The organism is Pontibacter aydingkolensis (assembly GCF_019443125.1).
Classification (GTDB): Bacteria; Bacteroidota; Bacteroidia; order Cytophagales; family Hymenobacteraceae; genus Pontibacter; species Pontibacter aydingkolensis.
Map to the genome: position 1 here is coordinate 222002 of NZ_JAHYXK010000006.1, position 24878 is coordinate 246879.

22 protein-coding genes are annotated in these 24878 nt (G+C 45.3%); 13 read left to right on the top strand and 9 right to left on the bottom strand.

Annotated elements, in window-relative coordinates:
• Positions 1-65: 65 nt before the first annotated feature.
• Together K0O23_RS09825 and K0O23_RS09830 are read right to left on the bottom strand one after the other, a co-directional pair.
• Positions 66-524 carry a DUF4199 domain-containing protein gene (locus K0O23_RS09825; RefSeq protein ID WP_219877244.1) on the bottom strand — a complete coding sequence of 153 codons (459 nt, stop codon included), beginning with the start codon at positions 522-524 and terminating at the stop codon, positions 66-68.
• Positions 525-558: 34 nt separating this feature from the next.
• On the bottom strand, positions 559-1029 hold the full coding sequence (locus K0O23_RS09830; RefSeq protein WP_219877245.1) for a DUF4199 domain-containing protein: 471 nt from the start codon (positions 1027-1029) through the stop codon (positions 559-561).
• A gap of 335 nt (positions 1030-1364) precedes the next feature.
• Between K0O23_RS09830 and K0O23_RS09835 the strand changes: the two genes are divergently transcribed.
• Together K0O23_RS09835 and K0O23_RS09840 are read left to right on the top strand one after the other, a co-directional pair.
• A complete protein-coding gene (locus K0O23_RS09835) occupies positions 1365-2990 on the top strand; it encodes an ABC-F family ATP-binding cassette domain-containing protein (RefSeq protein ID WP_219877246.1) in 1626 nt (541 codons plus the stop codon).
• 27 nt (positions 2991-3017) lie between these two features.
• Positions 3018-3707 (top strand): hypothetical protein, encoded by a 690-nt coding sequence (locus K0O23_RS09840; protein WP_219877247.1) that lies wholly within the window; start codon positions 3018-3020, stop codon positions 3705-3707.
• An 83-nt stretch (positions 3708-3790) separates the two neighbouring features.
• On the opposite strand, the gene K0O23_RS09845 is transcribed toward K0O23_RS09840, so the two are convergent.
• Positions 3791-3940: a lmo0937 family membrane protein gene (locus K0O23_RS09845; RefSeq protein ID WP_187065451.1), complete on the bottom strand. Its 150-nt coding sequence runs from the start codon at positions 3938-3940 to the stop codon at positions 3791-3793.
• A 69-nt stretch (positions 3941-4009) separates the two neighbouring features.
• Complete coding sequence (locus tag K0O23_RS09850) at positions 4010-4162, bottom strand: lmo0937 family membrane protein (protein ID WP_162426218.1); 153 nt, start codon at positions 4160-4162, stop codon at positions 4010-4012.
• A 436-nt stretch (positions 4163-4598) separates the two neighbouring features.
• Here K0O23_RS09850 and K0O23_RS09855 point away from each other — a divergent pair, with 436 nt between their 5' ends.
• Both K0O23_RS09855 and K0O23_RS09860 read left to right on the top strand, forming a co-directional pair.
• Positions 4599-5504: a 3-hydroxybutyryl-CoA dehydrogenase gene (locus K0O23_RS09855; protein WP_219877248.1), complete on the top strand. Its 906-nt coding sequence runs from the start codon at positions 4599-4601 to the stop codon at positions 5502-5504.
• 2 nt (positions 5505-5506) lie between these two features.
• A complete protein-coding gene (locus K0O23_RS09860; RefSeq protein WP_219877249.1) occupies positions 5507-5896 on the top strand; it encodes a VOC family protein in 390 nt (129 codons plus the stop codon).
• 537 nt (positions 5897-6433) lie between these two features.
• Here the strand turns inward: K0O23_RS09860 and K0O23_RS09865 are convergent.
• Positions 6434-7246, bottom strand: a complete 813-nt coding sequence (locus K0O23_RS09865; protein ID WP_219877250.1) for a 2,3,4,5-tetrahydropyridine-2,6-dicarboxylate N-succinyltransferase — start codon at positions 7244-7246, stop codon at positions 6434-6436.
• 51 nt (positions 7247-7297) lie between these two features.
• Between K0O23_RS09865 and K0O23_RS09870 the strand changes: the two genes are divergently transcribed.
• The 9 genes from K0O23_RS09870 to mnmE all read left to right on the top strand — a co-directional run bounded on the left by K0O23_RS09870 (position 7298) and on the right by mnmE (position 16895).
• Complete coding sequence (locus K0O23_RS09870) at positions 7298-8425, top strand: glycosyltransferase (RefSeq protein WP_219877251.1); 1128 nt, start codon at positions 7298-7300, stop codon at positions 8423-8425.
• A gap of 81 nt (positions 8426-8506) precedes the next feature.
• A complete protein-coding gene (locus K0O23_RS09875; protein WP_219877252.1) occupies positions 8507-9505 on the top strand; it encodes a 3-oxoacyl-ACP synthase III family protein in 999 nt (332 codons plus the stop codon).
• 166 nt (positions 9506-9671) lie between these two features.
• Positions 9672-10328 (top strand): metal-dependent transcriptional regulator, encoded by a 657-nt coding sequence (locus K0O23_RS09880; protein WP_219877253.1) that lies wholly within the window; start codon positions 9672-9674, stop codon positions 10326-10328.
• A 16-nt stretch (positions 10329-10344) separates the two neighbouring features.
• Positions 10345-11280: a metal ABC transporter solute-binding protein, Zn/Mn family gene (locus tag K0O23_RS09885; RefSeq protein WP_219877254.1), complete on the top strand. Its 936-nt coding sequence runs from the start codon at positions 10345-10347 to the stop codon at positions 11278-11280.
• Positions 11281-11283: 3 nt separating this feature from the next.
• Positions 11284-12075 carry a metal ABC transporter ATP-binding protein gene (locus tag K0O23_RS09890; protein WP_219877255.1) on the top strand — a complete coding sequence of 264 codons (792 nt, stop codon included), beginning with the start codon at positions 11284-11286 and terminating at the stop codon, positions 12073-12075.
• 266 nt (positions 12076-12341) lie between these two features.
• Complete coding sequence (locus K0O23_RS09895; protein WP_219877256.1) at positions 12342-13625, top strand: metal ABC transporter permease; 1284 nt, start codon at positions 12342-12344, stop codon at positions 13623-13625.
• A gap of 133 nt (positions 13626-13758) precedes the next feature.
• Entirely contained in the window at positions 13759-14637 is an 879-nt protein-coding gene (locus K0O23_RS09900) for a metal ABC transporter permease (protein ID WP_219877257.1), read from the top strand.
• A gap of 61 nt (positions 14638-14698) precedes the next feature.
• Positions 14699-15265, top strand: a complete 567-nt coding sequence (locus tag K0O23_RS09905) for a thioredoxin family protein (RefSeq protein WP_219877258.1) — start codon at positions 14699-14701, stop codon at positions 15263-15265.
• 250 nt (positions 15266-15515) lie between these two features.
• Positions 15516-16895 carry a tRNA uridine-5-carboxymethylaminomethyl(34) synthesis GTPase MnmE gene (gene mnmE / locus K0O23_RS09910; protein ID WP_219877259.1) on the top strand — a complete coding sequence of 460 codons (1380 nt, stop codon included), beginning with the start codon at positions 15516-15518 and terminating at the stop codon, positions 16893-16895.
• Between the two features lie 160 nt (positions 16896-17055).
• On the opposite strand, the gene K0O23_RS09915 is transcribed toward mnmE, so the two are convergent.
• From K0O23_RS09915 to K0O23_RS09930, 4 genes are all read right to left on the bottom strand, one after another.
• On the bottom strand, positions 17056-17445 hold the full coding sequence (locus K0O23_RS09915) for a response regulator (RefSeq protein WP_219877260.1): 390 nt from the start codon (positions 17443-17445) through the stop codon (positions 17056-17058).
• Position 17446: 1 nt separating this feature from the next.
• Complete coding sequence (locus tag K0O23_RS09920; protein WP_219877261.1) at positions 17447-19987, bottom strand: PAS domain-containing sensor histidine kinase; 2541 nt, start codon at positions 19985-19987, stop codon at positions 17447-17449.
• A gap of 883 nt (positions 19988-20870) precedes the next feature.
• The gene (locus tag K0O23_RS09925; protein ID WP_219877262.1) at positions 20871-23618 is read right to left on the bottom strand and encodes a sensor histidine kinase; all 2748 of its coding nucleotides are present in this window, start codon (positions 23616-23618) and stop codon (positions 20871-20873) included.
• 135 nt (positions 23619-23753) lie between these two features.
• Positions 23754-24389 (bottom strand): response regulator transcription factor, encoded by a 636-nt coding sequence (locus K0O23_RS09930; RefSeq protein WP_219877263.1) that lies wholly within the window; start codon positions 24387-24389, stop codon positions 23754-23756.
• Positions 24390-24878 lie beyond the last annotated feature (489 nt).

Sequence of the window (24878 nt, forward strand, 5' to 3'; positions counted from 1 at the left end):
CGAGAAGATCCCCTACCGGTATTTGATAGGGGATCTTCTCGTTTTATTGTATAGTAAATACTGTATCAGGGACTGTTGGGCACTTTGTGGTCTTTCTGCTTAAAGTACTGCATAGCAATAAAGGATATCAGCACACCAGAGATTACACCTTCCAGCATCAATACCGAAAAAACAACCACCCCTGGCGTAGACTGCACATGCTCACCGAAGTAACGATCCGCAGACAGAACCTCTACCAGCGACTGGCCGCCAATCTTAAGATAAACCAGCATAAGGGCCGCAAAAATAGTAGTGCCTACAATTGCCGTAATTGTGCCACACGCAATACCGCTAAAATAGCCGATGTTCCCTTTTTCTTTTATCTTTAGTGCTCTGATAGCCATGGTTATGCCGATTGCCATGATGATACCATTCAGAAAGCGGAGCTCAACAATATGAGTCAGGCCTACAAGCCTCATTAGCAGAAAGTAAGCAATCAGGCCTGCGGCAGTCAGTAAGCCATACTTAAGGCCTATCTTTTCCATATCTTATAGTTTAAGGAGTTTAGACCTTGTTAAATTAAATACGTTCTGGCATGGTGTGATCTCTGCGCTTATACCATTGCATGGCAATAAAAGCAATAAAGAAGCCAGGCCAGGTACCGTATACGATGGTTAAGGCAAACAGGGCCAGCAATGACAGGCCGTCCGGGAATAAGGCACTCGCCTGCAGGTTTTGCAGGTAACTAGCGTCGATCAGGCTGATATAGATTACCAGGAAAACGGCAAGCACGATAGAAGACACAAGGCCGGTAATTACCCCGATGCCGAGCCCCTGAAAGTAGCTGATCTCCCCGCCTTTTAAACGTTTAAAATTAGCTATCGCCTTTACAATACCAACTATCAGGAAAACAGCGCTGATAAAGGACAGCTCAATAATATGCTGCAGGCCAAACACGCCCATTAAAATAAAATAAACGATGTGCGCAATACCTACTAATACTCCATACTTAATTGAGATGTTAATGTAGGATATGTTTTCTGATGCCATGCTGTTATAGTTTGATAATTTTCAAATTAAAATCTTTAAAATGAACAGATTAACCATGCTTTTGGTTAAGAAAACAGCTAAAAAGCATAACCGTTGCAATAACCAGCATGGCCAAGTGTATATTATTAAAACTATATACTACAGAAATACAGGTGGCGTTGTGCTTTGTTGTATAAATTTTTAGCCCATGGCCCGGAAACAGTTGATTTAAAAAGGATTAAAGTATACTTTCTTTGTGCATTTCTCTTAAGTGTTTGCAGTAGATTGCGCTATTCCCCGTTTTTATTTCGTAGTTTTGCGGCCAGATTCAGTTTAAATCTCACACATAATATTATATGATCAGTACCAACAATGTAAGCTTGTCTTACGGTAAGCGCACATTATTTGAAGATGTTACGATTAAGTTTGTTCCCGGTAACTGCTATGGCCTGATTGGTGCCAACGGTGCGGGTAAGTCTACTTTCCTGAAAATATTATCAGGTGAGATAGACCCGAACACAGGCTCTGTTGAGATCCCGGCAACTGCACGTCTGGCGGTTTTAAAGCAGAACCATTTTGAGTATGACGAGTATCCTGCCTTGCAAACCGTTATCATGGGTCATAAGCGCCTATGGGATATTATGCAGGAAAAAGACGCGATATATGCAAAACCTGACTTTAACGAGGCCGACGGCTTACGTGCAGCAGAACTGGAAGGTGAATTTGCCGACCTGGAAGGCTGGAACGCAGAATATGAAGCAGCTGAGCTTTTGAGTGGATTAGGTATTACCGAAGACCTGCACTACTCGTTAATGAAAGACCTGAGTGGTAGCGAGAAAGTACGCATCTTGCTTGCACAGGCTCTTTTTGGCAACCCAGACATCCTGTTACTCGATGAGCCCACCAACCACCTGGACGCTGAGTCTATTATGTGGCTGGAGAACTTCCTTGATAATTTCCAGAACACAGTGATCGTGGTATCGCACGACCGTCACTTCCTGGATGCCGTGTGTACGCACGTAGCCGACATCGACTTTGGTAAGATAAAAATGTTTGCCGGTAACTATGGTTTCTGGTACCAGTCAAGCCAGCTGGCTTTAAAACAGCGTGCAGATGCTAACAAAAAAACGGAAGACAAGCGTAAAGAACTGGAGGAATTCATCCGTCGCTTTAGCGCAAACGCTTCCAAATCAAAGCAGGCTACCTCGCGAGCCAAATTGCTGGAGAAACTTACCGTGGAGGATATTCAGCCTTCATCGCGTAAGTATCCTTATATCGCCTTTAAGCCGGAGCGCGAAGCAGGCAACCAGATACTAAATGTAGAGAACCTGAGCAAGTCTGTAGACGGCCAGCCGATTTTTACCGACATCAGCTTTATGGTTGACAAAGGCGACAAGATAGCTGTAATTGGCCGTAACGATATTGCAGCCTCTACTTTCTTCAAAATTCTGTTTAATGAAGATAAAGCAGACGGCGGAGACTTTAAGTGGGGCACAACCATAACGTCGTCTTTCTTCCCAAAAGATAACCAGGAGTTCTTCGAGACAGACCTTAACCTGGTAGACTGGTTGCGCCAATATTCTGTAGAGAAGGACGAGAGCTTTATCCGTGGTTTCCTGGGTAGAATGCTTTTCTCTGGCGAAGAGTCACTGAAAAAAGCCAATGTATTATCAGGAGGTGAAAAAGTGCGTTGCATGTTCTCCCGCATGATGCTTCAGTCTGGCAATGTGCTTGTTTTTGATGAGCCTACCAACCACCTGGACCTGGAGTCTATCACTGCCCTGAACAACTCGCTTCAGGACTTCGATGGCACTATCCTGTTCTCTTCTCATGACTTACAGTTTGTAGATACTATTGCAAACCGTATTATTGAGTTAACACCAGGCGGCATCATCGATAAGCGTATGACTTACGAGGAGTACCTGTCAGATGAGAACATTAAAGAGCTTCGTAAAAAGATGTATGCCACAGCTATGGTGTAACCCTTGCTTTTAGCCTCTACTTTAAAGATGAATCCATATACCAGAGTTGCAGATTTGCTGAGTTTACTGCTAGTGCTATTAACCAGCCTACCTGCCTTTGCTCAAATACCTGATACAGTTTACCGTAAGCCTGAACTACCAACCGGCCCTCCTACCCCGGTACAGGACAACAAGGCCAAGCCGCAACAGCGTGCTCAGGAAAAACCTGTGGTGGTACAGCCAACTCAGCAACAGGAGGAACGCGAAGACCTCGAGTTTATGGATCGTTTATACTTTGGTGGAAGTTTCGGACTTCAGTTTGGTAACTACACCAATATATCGCTGCTACCCATACTTGGATATAAAGTAACAGATAAGTTCAGTGTAGGCCCCGGCTTTGTGTACCATTTTATCAGAACTGGCGGTCAGACTTTCCAAAACTTTGGTGGTAGGGTGTTTGCCCAGCACGAAGTACTGGGAGGCATTATAAACAGCGGTGCGCTGCTGGTGCACGCAGAGTATGAAGCCCTGAGCTACGAGAACTATTGGCGTACTAATAACGGCGCTTTCGAATTAACCCGACGCATGGTGTATACGCCATTGGCAGGCCTGGGCTACAGGCAAAGTGCAGGTAGAGGCTCTTTTGACCTGCTGCTGCTCTACAATTTTAACGACGTAGATTCGCCCTACTCCAATCCAGTTATAAGGGCCGGGTTCAACATTCCTTTCAGAAGATAAGAAGTATTTATAAAAAAAGGCTGCCAGAGTGATCTGGCAGCCTTTTTTTATTGTTCTGTATTTACAAGTTAAAGCGTTATGCTTTAACCACGTATGAGTCGTAAAAGTACTACGATAATGGCGATCACAAGTAAAATATGAATCAGACCGCCTACTGCATCAGGGAATCCTAGGAAACCAATCAGCCAGAAAATTACGAGTACTACAGCAATAATATACAATAGATTTCCCATAGTTTTATTTGTTTAGTGAGTTCTTAATAAATATTAATTATTCTTTATAACGAATTTTTGTCAAACAGGTTAAACTCCCCGTATCAGTCGTAATAACACTGCGATTACAGCTAAAACCAGTAATACGTGGATTATACCACCAACTGCATCCGGGAATCCCAGAAAACCGATTAACCAAAAGATTATCAGTACGACAGCTATTATATACAATAAATTTCCCATAGTTGTTTTGTCTTGTTGTTTTATAAACAAATGCGTTTTATGCTTCACTCATACTGTATTCATACGGTTGATGTTACAAAAAACAGCATTTGTATTTTTTGCTTATTGCTTTTACGGGCACATGTATAAAAAGATTTAAATAAACACATGTATTTATTTAAATAATTGAACCTCAAATGGCTCTCTCAACAAAACAAATACTGCATTTTAATTAAGCATGTAACTGGTTTTAAGGCACATGTATTCAAATACACTACAAGCACATTATCAGCTTATTAGCATTTGTTAGATTAATTTTATTAGCAGGATTTTATTTTATGTGCATCCTGGCGATTTTCAGTAATTGAAGTCTTCTAATACAGTCAACTAATAAAAGCACCTTATACTTATTTATAGTATTTTTGTATATATAAATTCTTAACTCATTAACCCAAGTATGAAAAAAATAGCAGTTATTGGTTCCGGCACCATGGGTAATGGCATTGCACATGTTTTTGCCCAGAACGGTTTCCAGGTGTCGCTGGTAGATATTTCGGAAGAGGCACTTCAGAAAGCATTAGGCACTATTTCTAAAAACCTGGACCGGATTGTTGCGAAAGGTAACCTGACGGAAGAGCAGAAAGAGCAGACGTTACAAAATATTTCAACTTATACTAACATGCAGGAAGGCGTAAAAGAAGCCGACCTGGTAGTAGAGGCAGCAACAGAGAACGTAGACCTTAAGCTTAAAATCTTCCGCGACCTAAGCAACTTTACTAAGCCGGAAGCAATACTTGCCTCTAATACCTCCTCCATCTCCATCACTAAAATCGCCTCGGTAACAGATCGCCCTGACAAAGTAATTGGTATGCACTTTATGAATCCGGTGCCTGTCATGAAATTGGTGGAGATCATCCGTGGCTACTCTACCTCTGACGAGGTTACAAACCAGGTGATGGACATGTCGCTGCAATTAGGTAAAGTACCAACAGAGTGTAATGACTACCCGGGTTTTGTGGCTAACCGCATACTTATGCCAATGATTAACGAGGCGATTTACAGCTTGTACGAAGGCGTTGCTGGCGTAGAGGAAATAGACACGATCATGAAATTAGGCATGGCACACCCGATGGGTCCGCTGCAACTGGCAGATTTTATCGGCCTGGATGTTTGCCTTTCTATTCTGAATGTGCTGCACGATGGTTTTGGAAACCCGAAGTATGCCCCTTGCCCACTTTTGGTAAACATGGTACAGGCAGGCCATAAAGGTATAAAGTCAGGCCAGGGCTTCTACTCCTGGACACATGGCACAAAAGAGTTGATCGTAGCTGATCGTTTCAAGAAAAAACATTTCGTACAATAGCCATGAGTTTAAGGAACAATGTTGTAGGATGGTTTGAAATACCAGTAGCTGACATGCAGCGCGCCGTTACTTTTTACGAAGCAGTTTTTGGGTTTAAAATGGAGCACCACCCTATGGGAGACCTGGAAATGGCCTGGTTCCCATCCAATGAAGAAGGAACCGGAGCCGGCGGTACACTGATTTATCATAAGGAATGGTACAAACCAAGCACGGATGGGGTTTTGGTATACTTCTCCTCCCCGTCTGAAGACCTGGCAAACGAACTGGCTAAAGTAGAAGTCGCCGGTGGTCAGGTTCTTCAGGAGAAAACGCTTATCGCTGAAGACATTGGTTATATGGGCGTTTTTCTGGACTCTGAAGGCAACCGTATTGCCATGCATTCACGGAAGTAATGTTTAATGAATAATGAGTTATGAATGATGAATACTCTATTCATTAAACATTTAAACTTTAAAGCCTCTGCTGTACCAACGGCAGAGGCTTTATATTTATACTTAAGGCCTCGCAGCGTGGGCAGATCCTGCGAGCGTCTGGCAGAGGTAGAAAGTAGAAAGTCAGTAAAGATCCTGCCGAGAGTTTAGCGGAGCGTAAATGTGGCTGACCATGCTGCCAGTTTGTAAAGGCTTTCTGCGTGAGCAGAAAAGTACATTTCAGAGAATTTCCCTCTTGAGAGCAGAGGTATGTTATACTTTATCATATTTATACTTTAAAGCCTATAGCAAAGTATAAAGTATAGCCAAGGCCTTTGTATCCTTGCTTTTTCAAATCAAAGCAGCTGAAATCTGGTGCCATTCTAAGCCACATTTGCGCTTACGCTAAACTTTCGGCAGAAAGTACTAAGTAAAAATGCCCCTGCTGAAAACCAACAAGGGCACTTTTATACCTTATAAATTGCCGAAGTATAACAATTTACAACCAGCAATCAATATTTAAACCGCCACCGCGTTGTCACGCAACGCATCGTTAAGCGATGTTTTCAAGTCTGTGCTTTCTTTGCGCTGACCGATGATCAGGGCACAAGGCACCTGAAAATCACCTGCCGGAAAAGACTTCGTGTATGAGCCAGGAATTACCACAGAACGCGGAGGAACATAACCATTATATATTTTCTGCTCACTGCCGGTAACATCAATAATCTTAGAGCTACCCGTAATGGTAACACCAGCACCAATCACAGCCTCTTTACCAATGCGGCAACCTTCAACAAGTATACTTCTGGAACCAATAAAGGCGCCATCCTCAATAATTACAGGAGCAGCCTGAACCGGCTCCAGCACTCCGCCAAGACCAACACCACCGCTCAGGTGTACATTTTTACCAACCTGTGCACAGCTACCAACCGTAGCCCAGGTATCTACCATGGTACCGGAGTCTACATAAGCGCCAATGTTTACATAAGAAGGCATCATGATCACGCCTTTAGCCAGGTAAGCGCCGTAACGTGCAACCGCATGAGGCACTACACGTACGCCCAGTTGCTCATAATTACGCTTCAGGGCAATTTTATCATGAAACTCAAACGGGCCTACCTCTATCGTTTTCATGGCCTGAATCGGGAAGTACATCAATACCGCCTTTTTCACCCATTCGTTTACCTGCCAGTCGTCGCCGTTTGGTTCGGCTACGCGCAGGGTTCCTTTGTCAAGTTCTTCTATTACAGCGCGAATAGCCTCTACTGTATTGCTTTCCTGCAACAGTTCGCGGTTATTCCATGCCTGCTCAATAATATCTCTTAGCGCCATCTCTAAATATAGTTAAGTAAGAATAATGCGTAAAAGTATTAAATTTAGACGATGTCTGAAAAGAGAATTCTGATTGCCTCGCTGCTTAAGCCTGTTAATGACACCCGCATGTATGAAAAACTGGGTTTGTCGCTTAGCAAATTACCTGACACTGAGGTTCATATTTGTGGCTTTGCTGCTCCGTTGCCATTATCAGCTCCGGGCAACGTCATTTTTCATCCGCTGTTCAACTTCAAGCGGCTTGGCTTGGGCAGGCTTACAGCACAGCTAGCCTATTACCGTTTACTGCAGTCACTTAAGCCCGACCTCATTATTGCCGGCACGCACGAACTGCTTTTGCCCAGCTACTTTTATTGCCGAATGTATAAAGCAAAACTGGTATACGATGTCCGCGAAAACTATGCGCTAAATCTGCGTAAACAAAATAACTACAATGCTGTTCTGAAAAGACTATTGGCCTTAGGTGTGGAAAGGATAGAAAAACTAGTTGCACCGGCCGTGGCCCATTTTATACTTGCAGAAAAATGCTATACCTCAGAATTAAGCTTTCACCAGAAACGCTATACTATCCTGGAGAACAAGTATAAAAAGCAGCAGCATTACAGCACTCCCAAAACTCCTGTTAATTTAGAGGGGCAGCCACTCAGACTTCTGTACTCCGGCACAATTTCGCAGGAGTATGGCATATTTGACGCAATAAAACTGGCGGCCCGGCTTCATGCACATGAGCCTCTGACTACCCTTACCATTATAGGTTATTGTGCGCATAACGAAACCTGGCAAAAAGTACAGCAACTAATCAAAGGTAAAAAGTATATAACCGTGATAGGAGGCCACCAGCTGGTGCCGCACACAGAAATTATAGCCCAAATGGCACATTGCAATATCGGGCTGCTCCCCTACCAACCAAACGAGAGCACCTTCAGCTGCATTCCTACAAAGCTGTACGAGTACATGGCGCATGGCCTTGTAATTCTGATAACCCAAAACCCCATCTGGCAAGCCATAGTACAACAGCATCAGGCAGGTGTCTGCATTAATTTTTCTGGCGTACATGTAGAGGAGTTAGTCGGACAGGTAAAGCACCAACCTTTTTATACTTTTGGTGTCCCAGCCGGAATATTCTGGGAAGAAGAAGAAACAAAACTACTTCGTATTGTGCAAGACACACTTTCGTAGTCATAATTATAAAATTTATTTTTAGACGAATCTAAATTTAGAAGAAATTAGTATATTTGTAATATTAAAGACTATCAAAATATGCGTAACTCTAAAATAGCCGGTGTTGGCCACTACGTGCCTAAGCGTATCGTAACAAACAAAGACCTTGAAAAATTAATGGATACCTCCGATGAGTGGATTCGTGAACGGACAGGTATTGTAGAGCGTCGATACTTTCAGGAAGGCGTTGACACGACAGCCAACATGGCCGCGCAGGCATCCCAAAAAGCCCTGAAAATGGCCGGACTGGAAGCCCAAGACCTGGACATGATCGTTTTTGCAACGCTTAGCCCTGACTATGTTTTCCCGGGTTCGGGTGTATTGTTGCAGCGTGAACTGGGTATTAAAGAGATACCGGCACTTGACGTGCGCAACCAATGCTCGGGCTTTATCTATGCGCTTTCCGTAGCCGATCAGTTCATTAAAACAGGGATGTACAACAATGTGCTGGTAGTGGGCTCTGAGATTCACTCCAGCGGCCTGGACTTTACAACGCGTGGCCGTGGCGTATCGGTTATCTTCGGCGACGGAGCTGGCGCTGTAGTACTCACCCCATCTGAGAGCAACGACAGTGGTATACTTTCGACGCACCTGCACGCCGATGGCGAATTTGCCGAAGAACTTGCCGTACTTGACCCAGGTAGCAACAAAAAAGACCGCCTTACGCACGAGATGATCGATAGCGGATCTATTTACCCTCACATGAATGGCAACATGGTATTTAAACATGCTGTTACGCGCTTCCCGGAAGTGATTATGGAGGCTCTTGAAAAGAACGGCTACAAGCCAGAGGACATAGACATGCTGGTACCGCACCAGGCCAACCTGCGCATCACCTCCTACATACAGCAGAAAATGGGGCTGCCAACCGAAAAGGTCATGAGCAACATCCATAAGTATGGCAACACTACAGCAGCCTCTGTTCCGATTGCCTTAAGCGAAGCCATAGAAGAAGGCCGCATCAAAAAAGGCGACCTGGTTTGCCTGGCTGCCTTTGGTAGCGGCTTTACATGGGCCTCTGCGCTGATACGCTGGTAAATTCAATTTTGAATGAGTGGTTGAGTGAATGGTTAATTGCTAATTGTTTAATTGTTAAAAGCATGAATCTAATTTCCTGCTTTCCATGCGATCAACCAATAACGAATAACTAGCAACGAATAACTATTCTCCCAACCACTCATTCACACATCCAAATTCAACCAAAGTGCACAGCTACACAGAAGAAAACTACATAAAGGCTATTTACAAACTGTCGGAAAATGGCACCCAGGAGGTAAACACCAATGCTATTGCCGAGGTACTCGATACCAAGGCGGCCTCGGTAACAGACATGCTACGTAAACTAAGTGGCAAGAATGTCGTGAACTATGTGAAGTATCGCGGAGTAACGCTTACCGAAGAGGGAGAACGCATTGCACTGCAGATCATACGCAAGCACAGGCTTTGGGAAGTTTTCCTGGTAGAGAAGCTTAAGTTTAACTGGGATGAGGTGCACGATGTGGCAGAAGAACTCGAGCACATCTCCTCTGCCCTGCTTACCAGGCGCCTTGACGAGTTCCTGGGCTTTCCACAATTCGACCCACACGGCGACCCTATACCTTCCGAAACCGGGGAAATGAAGCAAAAAAAACAGCGACTCCTGGCCGAGATGGAAGTAAACGATGCTGGTGTGGTAGTGGGTGTAAACGATTCGCAACCGCTGTTCCTAAAATACCTGGACAAAATGGGCATTTCGTTGGGCACCAGAATAAAGATCATTGACAAGATACCTTACGATAACTCTTTTGAGATCTTACTGGAAGACAACAGAAAATTGCTCATATCCAGCGAAGTTTCCAAAAACATTTTTCTCTCCGCATAATTACCCTTACGAACATATGCTACTTACCCGATTTATACTTTCTATCTGCGTCTTGACTCTGCTTGCCTTTACCTCCTGCACCCAAACTGAAGACAAAGGCGCTGTACTGGCTGGCGAACGCATGAAAGTAGTTACCACCACCAGTATCCTGAAAGATGCCGTGCAAAACATAATTGGCGATGTCGCAGATGTGGAGGCAATCATGGGCAGCGGCGTAGACCCGCATCTGTACAAAGCAACACAAGGCGACCTGCAGAAACTAACAGAAGCTGACGTAGTGGTTTACAATGGCCTGCACCTGGAAGGTAAAATGGGAGAAATACTGGAGAAATTAAGTCGCCAGAAAACAGTAATAGCCGGCGCAGAAAGTATAGCACAAGATAAATTAAAACGCTCCCCACAGTTCCAGGACAGCCACGACCCGCACGTATGGTTTAATGTGATGCTCTGGAAAGAAGTAGTACAGCACCTGAGCATGGAACTGCAGCAAAAAGACCCTGCCAACGCCGAAGTATATAAAAAGAACACTGCTGCTTACACGCAGCAACTCGACGAGCTGCACCAATGGGTAGCGCAGGAAATTAAGTCTATTCCAGCAGACCAGCGCATACTTATCACGGCACACGATGCCTTCGGCTATTTCGGAGATGCTTATGATATACAAGTTAGAGGCTTGCAGGGTATCTCAACTGTTTCGGAGTTTGGGCTGCAGGATGTGGCCACACTTGTAAACTTTATTGCTGATAATAAGATCAAAGCAGTTTTTGTAGAGTCGTCGGTATCACCGAAGGCAATTGAGGCTGTGGTGATTGGCAGCAAACAAAAAGGCCATGAGGTAATAATTGGCGGCACCCTGTACTCCGATGCTTTAGGCAAGGACGGAACACCTGAAGGAACCTATGTAGGCATGGTACGCCACAACGTGAACACGATTGTATCCTCTTTAAAATAGCGTATGATACTGCAAGTAGACAACCCGGTAGTAGAAGTACACGACCTGACTGTAAGTTACGACCGCAAACCTGTTTTATGGGGCGTTGATCTTACCTTACCTGCCGGTGCATTGGTGGGTGTTATCGGGCCGAACGGAGCGGGTAAATCCACGTTGATAAAGGCGATGATGGACTTGTTACCTTCCGGTAGCGGTTACGTGCGAATTTTTGATAAGCCGATAAACGAAGTCAGAAAACGCATTAGCTACGTACCACAACGCGAGTCAGTAGACTGGGACTTTCCGGCCTCTGTATTTGATGTGGTGTTAATGGGACGCTACGGTAACCTGGGCCTTTTTAAAAGACCGCGCCAGGCCGACAAGGACGCTGCACTGGAAGCCCTTGAAAAAGTAGGAATGCAGGCCTTTGCTGACCGCCAGATATCACAGCTTTCCGGAGGACAACAGCAGCGCGTTTTCCTGGCAAGAGCACTGGCACAGAATGCCGATCTATACTTCATGGATGAGCCTTTTGCTGGTGTGGATATAGCAACAGAAACCGCTATTATTGAATTGCTGCGTACTATGCGCGACCAGGGCAAAACGGTGATTGTTGTGCACCACGACCTGCAGTCGGCAGCCAATTATTTTGATTGGGTAGTGCTCCTGAACATGCGCCTGGTAGCCTCCGGCCCTACCGAAAAAGTACTTACGCAGGAACTGCTGGAGCAAACCTACGGCGGCAAACTAACAGTATTAACAAAAGTTGGCGACCTCCTGCGCAAACAAGAATTCCCGATGAGAGAGAAGCGTTGAGTTTGGGAGTTAGAAAGTTAGAGAGGTAAGAATGTAGAGACGCAATACTTTGCGTCTAGTCAGTTACGAAGCGATAGGTTTGGTTATTGGTTGTTCATTGATCGATTCTGGTTTTTACTATTCCCATAGCGCAAGTGTTATACGAAGTGTCACTTGTGCTGGTGCATGGCGGCAAGTCTTCAGCCTTGCGAAGGTACTGGAGTCTCTACATTTCAATCAACGATTAACCATTAACCATTAAACAACTAGCAATTATCAATCAAACCATGAAAGAGTTTCTCGAATTCTTCTCTTTTGCAGATGCCAACGTACGTTATGTAACGCTGGGTTCGGTGTTGCTGGCGGGTAGTTCTGCTGTGGTGGGTTGCTTTACGTTACTGCGCAAAAGGGCTTTGGTTGGCGATGCGGTGGCACATGCCGTATTACCCGGCGTTTGTCTGGCCTTTATACTTTCGGGCACAAAGAATCCCTTTATACTTTTGGTAGGCGCTTTTATTACAGGTTGGATCTCACTCATACTTATTGACTTTATCACTTCCCGCTCACGCATTAAAGAGGACACTGCTATTGGCCTGGTATTATCAGTTTTCTTCGGTGTCGGTATACTTTTGCTTACAGCCATTCAGCATTCCGGCAATGCGGCGCAAAGCGGCCTGGATAAATTCCTGTTCGGCAAAGCCGCCTCGCTTGTCGGCGAAGATCTGATCGCTTTCAGCATCGTAGCTATACTTTTACTGGCTGCCACCATACTTTTTTATAAAGAACTTAAGCTACTGTGCTTTGATGAGACCTTTGCCAAAACCATCGGCTTTCCTGTACGAGGGCTGGAACTGCTGCTAACCACCCTGACCGTGCTGGCTGTTGTAGTGGGTATACAAGCTGTAGGTGTTGTGCTGATGGCAGCCATGCTGATAACCCCTGCCGCTGCAGCACGTTTCTGGACTGACAGGCTTGGCGTAATGCTGGTACTGGCAGCCATCATAGGGGCATTTTCCGGGGTTGCAGGGGCTTTCGTGTCGTATACCGCGCCTGCCATGCCCACAGGCCCTTGGATCGTGCTTATTGTATCGATGATCGCCATACTTTCCTTTGCACTGGCACCAAATAAAGGCTGGATAGCACGCATTTTGCGTAGAAGGCGCAATAAGAAACTTATATTGGAAGAAAACCTGCTTAAGCTGCTTTACCATCTCGGTGAGGACAGGCAGGATTACACGACCACACGTCCCTTACAAGAGTTGCTTGATAAACGCGCTATACCGGCAAAGGAGGCAAAGTATGGTCTGGCAAAACTAAGGGCACAGGGCTATCTGGAAAGAAGTAAAGCGGGTTGGTCTCTAACACCAGAAGGCATAAAAAGAGGCCGGAGAGTCGTAAGGCTGCACCGCCTCTGGGAGTTATACTTAACCCAGTACCTGCACCTCGCTTCTGACCACGTGCACGAAGACGCCGAGACCATCGAGCATATCATCACCCCGGAACTGGAACAACGCCTGCTGGAGGAACTCAATTACCCTGAACTGGATCCGCACAGCGCAAGAATTCCATGAGACAGGAAGGTAGAGTGTTTGGGAGTTATAAAGTTTGAAAGTTATAAAGTTTGAAAGGTAGGGAGAATGAATAATATTAGATAATCCTGTATATCATTTGTAATTCTGAAAATCCTGATTTAACAATAAAAAAGTGAACGCATTCTGGATCATACTTACCGGATCATTGGTGGCCTCCTGCTGTAGCCTGTTGGGTTGCTACCTGATACTGCGGCGCATGGCCATGGTAGGAGACGCCATTTCACATGCGGTACTGCCGGGCATTGTAATTGCCTTTCTGCTGACAGGCTCCCGCGACTCTGTGCCTATGCTGATCGGTGCCGGTTTGCTTGGTGTACTCACTACTTTCCTGATAGAGTTCTTCCACAGATATGCCCGTGTACAGTCCGACGCCGCTATTGGCGTTACCTTTACCTGGCTGTTTGCTATCGGCATCATACTTATATCAGTGTTTGCAGGGCAGGTAGACCTGGACCAGGACTGTGTGCTCTACGGTGAAATTGCCTACGTCCCCCTCGACCTCTGGATCACGGAGGGAGGCCTGAGCATGGGTCCGCGAACCGTCTGGACGCTTGGTATTGTAACCATACTTATACTTTCGTTCATCATCATAGGCTACAAAGAACTTTTCCTGACAGCGTTTGACCCAGGGTATGCAGCAGCCATCGGTGTGTCTACCTCGCTGTGGTATTACCTGCTCATGACAGCGGTATCCCTTACAACGGTGGCCTCGTTCGAGTCGGTGGGTGCGATACTGGTGGTGGCCTTGCTTGTGGCCCCTCCTGCTACGGCTTACCTACTTACCGATAACTTTAAAACTATGCTGATACTCTCGGTGATGCTGGGTGTAGTGGCAGCAATTACTGGCTATTACCTTGCAGTATGGATAGATGGGTCGATAGCTGGTGCCATTGCCACAGTTACAGGAATTGAGTTTATGCTAGCGTTTCTTTTTTCTCCGTCGCGAGGCATCCTTATCAGCAAAAAACTGATACAACCGGTGCAGCACTAAGTATAAAAGAACCTACGCCGGCAGTACTTTGTTAACAAAGCGTAATTAAAGAAAAACATACATGCTCAACAAACTAGCCATACTTCCTATACTTGCCTTAAGTATACTTGCCTCGTGCACCAACAGTCAGCCAACGGTTGCTACAGATGCTTCGGTTCCGGCAGAACAAACAGCCTCTGCATCTGCCAGCACGGATAAACCAACCACAAAACCTGCCGAAAAAATTAAGTGGTTAACCATAGAACAGGCCGCAGCGCGCATGAAACAGGAGCCCCGCAAAGTAGTGATCGATGTATACACAGACTGGTGTGGATGGTGCAAAAAGATGGATAAGAGCACTTTTACAGACCCGGAAGTGGCCGCATTGGTAAACAAGCATTTCTATGCTGTAAAATTAGATGCCGAAGGCAAAGACCCAATCACCCTGAACGGCCATACCTATACTTTTAAACCGGAATACAGGTCGCATGAGTTGGCTGTAGCTTTGCTGCAAGGGCAAATGAGTTACCCTACCACTGTTTACCTCGACGAAAAATTTAACATGATTGCCCCGGTACCCGGTTACCTGGACGCTAAAAACTTCTCCAAAATTCTGCGCTATTTCGGAGAAGATCACCATAAGAAATGAACTTTAAAGAATACGAAAAACAAGACCGGTGATTAAGGGGATTCCAGGGATTGGTTTGATTTTTTCTTAAACAGGATTTTTAGGGTTAATGGATTTAAGGGGAGTAGATAGGAACTTCTCTAAGTAGCATTATGCAAAAACTAAATAGTTACTAAGCCCGACAAGTTGTCCTGTTCATCATAAAAAATCAAATAAATCACAGTTCAGACAATAATCCGTAAATTTGCACAGCGCATAATTTATACTTGCTTTGATCAATCCACTTCACAATACTGATACCATCGTAGCCGTAGCCACTGCTTCGGGCACGGGTGCTATTGCCGTAATCCGCTTGTCCGGTCCGGAGGCTATTACCATTACCAATAGTGTTTTTAAAGGCAAAGACCTTACAAAACAAGCCAGCCACACCATTCACTTTGGCTCCATCCGCGACGAGGGCAAGATCCTGGATGAAGTACTGGTTTCGCTGTTTGTTGGCCCGCACTCCTACACTAAAGAGAATGTGGTAGAGATTTCCTGCCACGGTTCCGACTTTATCGTGCAGCAGATCGTGAAGTTGCTGCTGAAGAACGGCGCACGCCTGGCTAATGCAGGTGAGTTTACAAAACGCGCTTTCCTGAACGGACAGTTCGACCTGGCCCAGGCTGAGGCAGTAGCCGACCTGATCTCCTCCGACTCTGCCCTGTCGCATGAGGTAGCCATGAAGCAGATGCGCGGTGGTTTTTCGCAGGAGATCAAACGCCTTCGTGGTGAGCTGGTTCACTTCGCCTCTATGATAGAACTGGAGCTGGACTTCGGCGAAGAAGATGTAGAGTTTGCAGACCGTGACCAGTTGCGCACGCTTATCCTAAATATCCAAGGTATAATACGGGAGTTACTCAAGTCGTTTGAGCTGGGTAACGTGATCAAGAACGGAGTACCCACTGTAATAGTAGGCAACCCGAATGCCGGGAAATCTACGCTGCTTAATAAACTCCTGAACGAGGAGAAAGCGATTGTATCGGATGTACCGGGCACTACCCGTGATTTTATTGAGGATGAGATCAATATTGAAGGTATAACTTTCCGCTTCATCGATACAGCTGGACTGCGCGAAACTACCGACAAAGTAGAGGCCATTGGTGTAGAGCGCACCATGCAGAAGCTAAGCCAGTCGTCGCTGATCATTTACCTGTTCGACATCACCGAAGTAACCGCCGATGAAGTACAGGCGGAGCTAGACAGGCTAAACCCGAAAAACCTACCTTTAATAGCTGTAGCTAACAAAATTGACCAGGCATCAAATGAGAAACTGATTGCTTTTGAAAGTATAGAAAACCTGGTGCAGATCTCTGCAGCCGAAGGAGCCAACCTGGAAGACCTGAAGCAAGCCCTGGTAAATAAAGTGAACCTGGGCAAGCTTAACACCCAGCAACAAACCATCGTCACCAACCTACGCCACGTAGACAGCCTGAACAAGACCTACGCAGCCCTGGACGATGTGCTTAACGGCCTTGCCCTGAGCATGAGCGGCGACCTGGTAGCTGCCGACATCCGCAGGGCACTTTACAGCTTAGGCGAGATAACAGGAGAGATCACAACGGATGATCTACTGGACAATATTTTCACCAAGTTCTGCATCGGCAAGTAACTCTGTAAAATAATACAATTCCAACCATTTATCAAAAGCCTGATAATCAGGCTTTTTTTGCTATTTAACTTGCTTTTAACAATAAAATATTTGTAAATATATATCAAGTTCGTTATCTATTTCTACCTCAAGCTATAGATTAGTAGTAATTTAAAATAATCTAATTTATTGTTTTTTGTTGAAAAACAAGCTTTATATCTAATTGATGTAGAGGCTTGTGTATCAACCCAGAGACGATGGCATAGTCTTTAGAACGCTCTGAGTCTGCCAGGCTCAGAGATGAAGTCAGCACAAAGATCCTACACCTATTCTTTATTTCTGGGTGAAGCTGCTTTAACTCATCCAAAAATCCCCAACCGTCCATGGCGGGCATATTCAGGTCCAGAAAGACAATGTCAGGGTACGAGTCGCTGCCTTCGGTACCTAAAGCACTCAACACTTCATGGGCAGAGAGGTATGTACGGATTTCAAGTGTGGGATATTCCAATAAAAGCATGTTCTCTGTCAGGAATATACTCAAATGATCATCGTCTATGATGTAAATTTTCATGTTAATTTTTGTGTAAATATATATTGAAGGTTGTACCCTTGTCAGGTTGGCTATTTACCTCAATATGTCCGTCCATGGCCTCGATATGAGTTTTGACTAAGTATAAGCCGATCCCCCGCCCCTCTCTGTCAGTATGGAAGCGCTTGTACAGCATGAAAACCTGATCTTTCACTTTGTCCATATCAAAGCCAGAACCGTTATCGCTTATAGCAATAAGAGTGCCCTTCTCTGCGCTGCCCTCACACTTGACATGCACTTCAAGAATTCGTTTTTTGGACCTGTACTTGATGGCATTGGACAGCAGGTTATAGAAGATACTGTACATGTAAGCCCTGTTCGCATAGACAAAGGTGTCTTCAGTCACGTCAACCGTGACATTGCCCCCGCACTTGATGATTTGCTCCTGCAGGGAGGAGAGCGCCTGTTCAATTACAAGCTTCAGGTTAATATCCTCTTTCTCCAAGCTTGTCTTGCTGTCTCGAATGCTGAGTATCGTATTCAAATCCCGCAGGACGGTGTCGAGCCGCTGCATACTTTCTTTCAAATGCACCATGGATTTGTCGTGCAAGACAGTATGCTTATCGATTCGGGGAATTAAATTGGCAAGCCCTAAGGCGCTAGCAACAGGAGCTCTCAAATTATGGGAGACGATATAGGTGAACTGCTGCAAGTCCTTGTTCTGCCGGTAGAGATCCTGTGCTAACTGGGTCAACTCCTCTTCTTTCGCTTTAAGTGCCGTTATGTCCGTGTGGACCTCTACGAACCTTGTTAGCTCCCCCTTCTTGTCGAAAAGAGAAGTAATATCCACCTTTACCCACACTTCCTCACCGCTTTTTGTGATGTTGAGCACCTCAAAGGAGATTGGATTGCCCTGCAGCAGCCTGCCCTCAAGAGAGTTGAAGGCTGTACTGTCGGTCTTGTGGTTGTGGAGAAACTCGGAGGGTCTTTTGCCGACAGCCTCTTCCAATGAGTAGCCCAGCAGCCTTGTGAAGCCCTCGTTCACCCACTCGATCCGCCAGTCCTTGTTGGCGATGATAACGCTGTTGTTGGTCTTGCTTGCAACAAGTGAGAGCAATTCCAGCTCCTTCTTCGTTTTGATTTTCTCTGTGATATCAGATTGAATGAACACATATTGTGTCACTTCGCTTTTATCGTCCAGCACAGGATTGACCTGCACCAACATCCACACATCACCACCGTCTTTCCTTCGCCTTAGCGCCTCAAAGGAAACAGGCTTGCCCTGGATCATCTTCTCCTTTATTGTATCTATAGTACTGCTATCCCCTTCAGGATGGTAGAGCAGATCGAAGGGTGTATGACCACGTGCCTCAGCAAGACTATACCCCGTTAACTTGGTGAAGCCATCGTTCACCCACTCGATCTGAAATGCTCTATCCATGATGATCACTCCGTTTGTGGTCCTGCTGGCAACCAAGGACAATTTCTTTAGTTCATCCCTTGACCTGACCTTTTCTGACACATCATCAAAATAAATAGATAAGCCCTCATTGGAGGGGAATGCCTTTACTTCCACCCATATATCCGTTCCCGCAAAATAAGCTTCAAAATGCACGGCTTTCCCTGTTTCAACAGCGCGGTGATACTGCTTGTAGAAATCACCGTTGACCTCAGACGGGAATTCCTGCCAAGCATTGCGCCCGATATGGTAAGTGCGGTTTAATCCCAGCTGGCGCTCGGCTTCGCTGTTGATATAGGCGAAGTTCCAGTCTTTGTCTAGTACAAAGAAAGCATCAGTGATGCTCTCGAAGATGCTGTTGAGCTTCTGCGCCTGCCGCTGAATGGTGTCGTAGGAATGCAGCATAGGGGTGATGTCCCTTGCAATGGTCTGCGCACCTACAATCTTACCCTCTACCTTGATCGGAAGCTTCTCCGTGTCGTAGACGCTCTTTTCCCCGTTATGCTCAAGCACGAGATCGAACCGCACGGTTTTCCCCAAAAACACTTGTTGCAGACTCGCTTCATTAACGGAAGCCATTGGAGGGGACAGGAAAGAGGATGCAGGAGAGCCAATAGCCTCCGTTCCCACGATGCCGAGTACAGACAAAAACTGTTGATTGGCTTCAGTGATCACGCCTTCCCTGCTTTCCACGAAGACGAGGTCAGGACTATTGTTAAATAGGGTTCTGAAGCGCTGCTCCCGCTCCACAAGTAGCTTTTTTTGCTCAACCTGATCTGTCATGTCACGCCCCACACAGTATATCAGTCCATCTTCCTCAGACCAAAATCCCGACCAACGTATCGGAACTACATGTCCTGACTTGTGAAAAAAGCTGGTGTCAAAATTGACTTTTTTACCGCTTGCAAGCGTCTCGCTAATAGCCTGTGTGGCTGAAATCGCCTCATCGGGGTGTAAATACCTGGTGAAGTGTTGTCCAATTACTTCTTCGCTACTATACCCCAATATGGCTTTACATGCCTCATTTGAATAAACAATAAGACCATTGCGGTCAATACTCCCGATTATATCGAGAGAATACCTCACCATCCTTTCGTAATTGGGAGATGTTACACCTGAACTCATACTTAGCTTTAAATATTTTTTTCCGTTTTGTCCTAAAATGCGGTATTGGTTTAGCTAATCACTCTGATCGAGGCTATAGAAGTGGCCACTTCTATAGCCAGCGTCCTGGTTGCAATTGTCTATCACGTTCAAAATCCTGAACCTGTTGCCCTAGGCAAGGCTGTCACTCATAAAGTCCATGCTCCAGCTAAGGTTGAGCTCCCTCTTACATACTACCATCTATTTTTAAGTCTGAGTCGCCAGAAATATGCTTCAACACCTATAGAACACTACCAAACTACAGGCTTGATGGCAAACTTAAGAGCAGGAAGTACATCAGAGACACCATGTCTCATGTCGGTACCAACCCCATAGCTTTTCGACAAAGCGACTGAGCTCGTCTCCGGTGTCCCTGATAGTATCGAGGTGGCTGCACAAATGCTGTCCTTGATCCAGCGACTAGAACAACTGTATACAGCCAGCCGGTAAATCGTGCGGCAAGTCACGTCAGTTGCAACTGGTTTTAACCAAAAAAAAACGGTGTTAACCACTCCTCTTATGCTAACCACAAGAGGGACAGCTCGCTTGTTGCAGGAACTTATAATAGGCAGCGCCTGCTTTAACTTCTGCTAGCTTTTATGGCTCAAATCACTTAGATAAATCTTCCATTTTTATGTTTATTAAGTGGAGCTTACTAATTTTCTAATATGTTGATCAAATAACTATCTTGATTAGCATGTTCGCTTCTTTAATCCTATTGACTACGTTTTATTGCAATCTCCAATTTGCATCGCGCAAAAGTCCAAATAGCATTTTTCCATTATCGCTTTAAAAACAACTACAGTATATACTTTTAAACTGCTTGATATGCACATCAATAAAATGTGTACAGTTGAATTAACTTCTACTTGCTAAGCGTATAAAGTTCATGAGAGAAACTATAGGAAACCGTTATCTTCACCAACGTTCCTTTTCCTTTGCCCCTGTGCCTAATGGTGAGCTTTCCGTTCAGTAGGTTTATTCTATCTCTTATATTTCTTAGCCCCAGCCCTTTTGCTTTACTTGAGGCATAAGAAAACCCAATGCCATTATCACTAACATTCAAATGAACCTTTCCTTTTTTCATCGATAGCAGTATGTATACCTTAGAAGCTTGCGCATGCTTAATGACGTTGTTGATTAATTCCTGACAAGCACGAAACAGTACAATCTCCAGGTGTGGCTCCAGTCTGTCGTGACAACCGGTAGTATCACAATGTACCTGAAGAGCGCTTTGACTGTAATTAGAACACAAATTGCAGAGCGCCTCCTTTAACCCAAAATCGTGCAACAAAGCCGGCATAAGCTCATGAGCTGAACTTCTTGTAGCGCTGATTGCCTCATTCAGTAGTTCCTGCGCCGATGAAAGGGCAATGCTTCCTAAACTGTTCCTTTCAAAATGCTTCTGTGCCTCATGTAGGTTTAATCTAGTAGCAAAAAGAAGCTGATTGACACCATTATGCAGTGACTCAGAGATTCTTTTCCGCTCCGCCTCTTGTGTTTCCAAAATAGTTAAAAGCTGTATTTTCTGCTGCTCCAACTGCATGCACAGGTTTTCCTTCTCAAGCCGCTTTGTCTCTGAAATATCAACATTCACCCCCAGCACCTTAGAGGGCATCCCATCTTCCCAAATAGCAAAAGTTGTAATCTTATGGGTAAGTACCTGCCCTGAAACGCTCAGGCGAAGTATCAGCTCATTGGAGATGTTTCCGCCTGTACACAGACTATTCACAAAATTTTTAGCAATCAGCTTATCCTCCTCGACAGTAAAGTCCAGATAAGTCTCTAAACTTACTGATATGCTTTTTGGAAGATTGAGTAGGTGATACATTCCTTCCGACCAGTAAAGCGTTCCGGAGTTCACATCATACTCCCAACTGCCCATGCGGACTACTTCCTCGGACTGCCTGAGCACCTGGAGCTGTTTCTGGAGCGTTTTCTCCACTTCCTTTCTATAGGTTACATCAAGGAAAGTCAGGATGATGCCATCCCCGTTCTTTATAACAGAAACATCTAACCAAAAGTCCAAGCCGTCTTCATGATAATAACGCTCCAGGCGCACGGGCTGACCAGACTCAATAACCCTGACATAATCCTCATAAAACACTTTCCGTACTCCTGGGAACACCTCCAGCAATCCTTTGCCCAACACTTCTTCCACGGAGACTTTGCACAGCTCCTCAAAGGCCTTATTCGCGCCCCTGAATGCGTAATCTATAACTTCTCCCTCAACGCCTCGTACTGTGTCCAGGAGACAAATCGCTGAAATGCTCCCGTCCAGCATGCGCTGAAAGGTAGTATTGGAAGCTTCAATATTGGCATGCGCCTCTCTGAGCTTCAGCTCATCCTTCTTTCGCTTCGTGATGTCCTCAACGGTACAGACGAGCTTCTCCTCAAGTTTGATGACAACATACCTGAACCAGTTCTCCCCACAAGGCTGTTCGAAGTCTGCCGCCAGACCTGTATTATGAACCTGTTGAAATGCCTGCAGAATTCCTGTCTTCTCCGCATCAGGGTAAAATTTCGTTAACCTGGTGCCTATAGGATCACGGCCGCCCATCCTTTTAAGCTCCTTGTTTACCAACCGGTGGACAAAGTCAGCTGCCTTTCCATCTTCAGCAACGTCGGCCTCGAGTACCGCAATCCCAGCCCTGGAGGTATCAAAGACAGCCTGTAAAAGGTCCTTGCTTGCCTTTAGGTCCAGCTCTGCATTTTTGAGGTCTGTGATGTCTCGGCCAATGCCTAACACATATTCCACATTACCATCCTCGTCAAACTCTGGCATAAAGCGTGTATAGTACAGCCGCTCCCCTTTTAATGTTTTGACAGTATTATAATGTTCCTTTTGTTCGCCTGTGGCAAGTACTAACTGCAGTTTATCCATCCAGGCCTGTGCCTTTTCTTCAGGCTGCCCCATCTCCAGGGTAGTTTTGCCCATCAGATGCTCTAAGCTGATACCCGTCTTGATTTCCAAGGCTGGATTAGCGAAAACAAGCCTCAGATTCCGGTCCCACCGGGTAATAAAGTCGGGGGTGTGGTCCACGGCAAGCCTGTACATATCCAGGAAGCGGAAAAGCTTGTTGGTGAGCTCCATTTCGGACTCCTCTTGGAGTTCATTTTTTTCAGTTATTCCCTTCTTCAGTCGCTGCATTCGGATGATGCGCTCATAATTTTCTATCTGACGTGAACTGGTAACAAGTTCTGTTACATCCTCAACCTTCTGAATAATATAGCTCACCTCCCCCTGCTCATTTAGTACAGGCGTGTGAAGCGGAAGCCAGTACCGGAAGGCAAACCCTCCTCCCTTCTCTTTCGGCATTGGCACATCGTAATGCTGAATGGCCATCCGGTGCGCCTTCTTTGTAAGCAAAACTTGCTGCAGCGAGGCATGCAGGTTTTTTACTGCGTTTGCACCATCAGCCTCAGGATTATCCGGAAAAGCATCAAATATAAGCTTGCCCACTATGTTCTCGCGGCTAGTGAGCGTAGCCTGCAGATAAGCATCTGAAGCTGTGAGAATGATCAAATCAGGGGAAATAATCAGGTATAAGTCCGGCACTGTTTCGAAGGCTTTCAATACTTCTACCGGCGGGTTAGCGGCATTTGTTAACATACTTTTATGAGTCTGATGTTGCTTATGGTAGATAACATTTCTCAACACCTCTCGCAACACATTAAGTTTCTCCCCATAGCAGGCTTTTCAGCCTATGTAACGTTTAACTGTAATTGAGACCGTGATTCATTATGCCTAATCCACCAAGTTGTGAGCAAGGCAGTAACGGATCAGATCAGTGGAAGAGGCAAAACCCATCTTCCTGTAAATTCTGTTTTTATAGGTTGTGGCGGTACTCACGGAAATACTCATCTCCCTGGCCAGGTGAGAGAGTGTAAGCCCGGCGGCAAGTTTACGCATAACCTCAAACTCACGGTTAGACAGTAAGTTATGCTTGCCTTCCCTTAAGTCACCTTCTGTCAGGAAATCCGCCAGGAATTCCGCCAATTCAGGAGTGATGTACTTTCCTCCTGCCAGCACCCTTCGTATCGCTCTCAATATTTCCTCCGGGGCTGCGTCTTTTCTGAGATAAGCAGAGGCGCCGAGCTTAAGCGTACGAACAGCATAGTTTTTATCCGCATGCATGCTTAGAACCAGTACAACTACTTTTGGGAAATATTTCTTTACCTCTTGCAGAACGTCAACCCCACTCTTACCAGGCAAATTGATGTCCAGTATAATCAGGTCTATCTTGTGTTTCTCTACCATCCGAAGCACATCCCCGCCAACACCTGTCTCCGCCACCACTTCAATGCCAGTTTCTCCGCTTAACAGCCTTTTGAGGCCCTCCCGAACTACTGCAAAATCATCTACGAGCAATACTTTTGTCATGTGTTATGTAATACTAATTAGTCCTCTCTAAACTGCATCGCCTCTGCTCTTTGAGCTAGTCACTTTGCCTACATCAGTTGTCATACCCTAACGCTTATAGTAAAGATCAGTGCCCATAAATTAATATGCATTCATTTTTATCATCCCCAAGACTTGCTATAGATATTAGTGCAAGGGGCGCAAAGAAACACATTTTATAAGCTGTATGTTAGAGCATGTTTCACTCAAAAAGTTATTTACATAGCACTATACGTGTTCATGAGGATAAACTGACATAAGTTTCTTAGTATGCCGCCATTTGATGTTCAGAGTGACATAGGCGCGGCCTTCAGGAGCTACCTGAAGTTTCCCTATACTACATGCTTACTAATTAACTCAAGTTGCGTGATAGTACACGCGGTTTAACACAAAAAATCTGTTCTGCCAGCGGCTGTTGTACGTTTTAAAGTTTGCAGACTTAATTCGTAACAGCCATGACAGAACAGACCA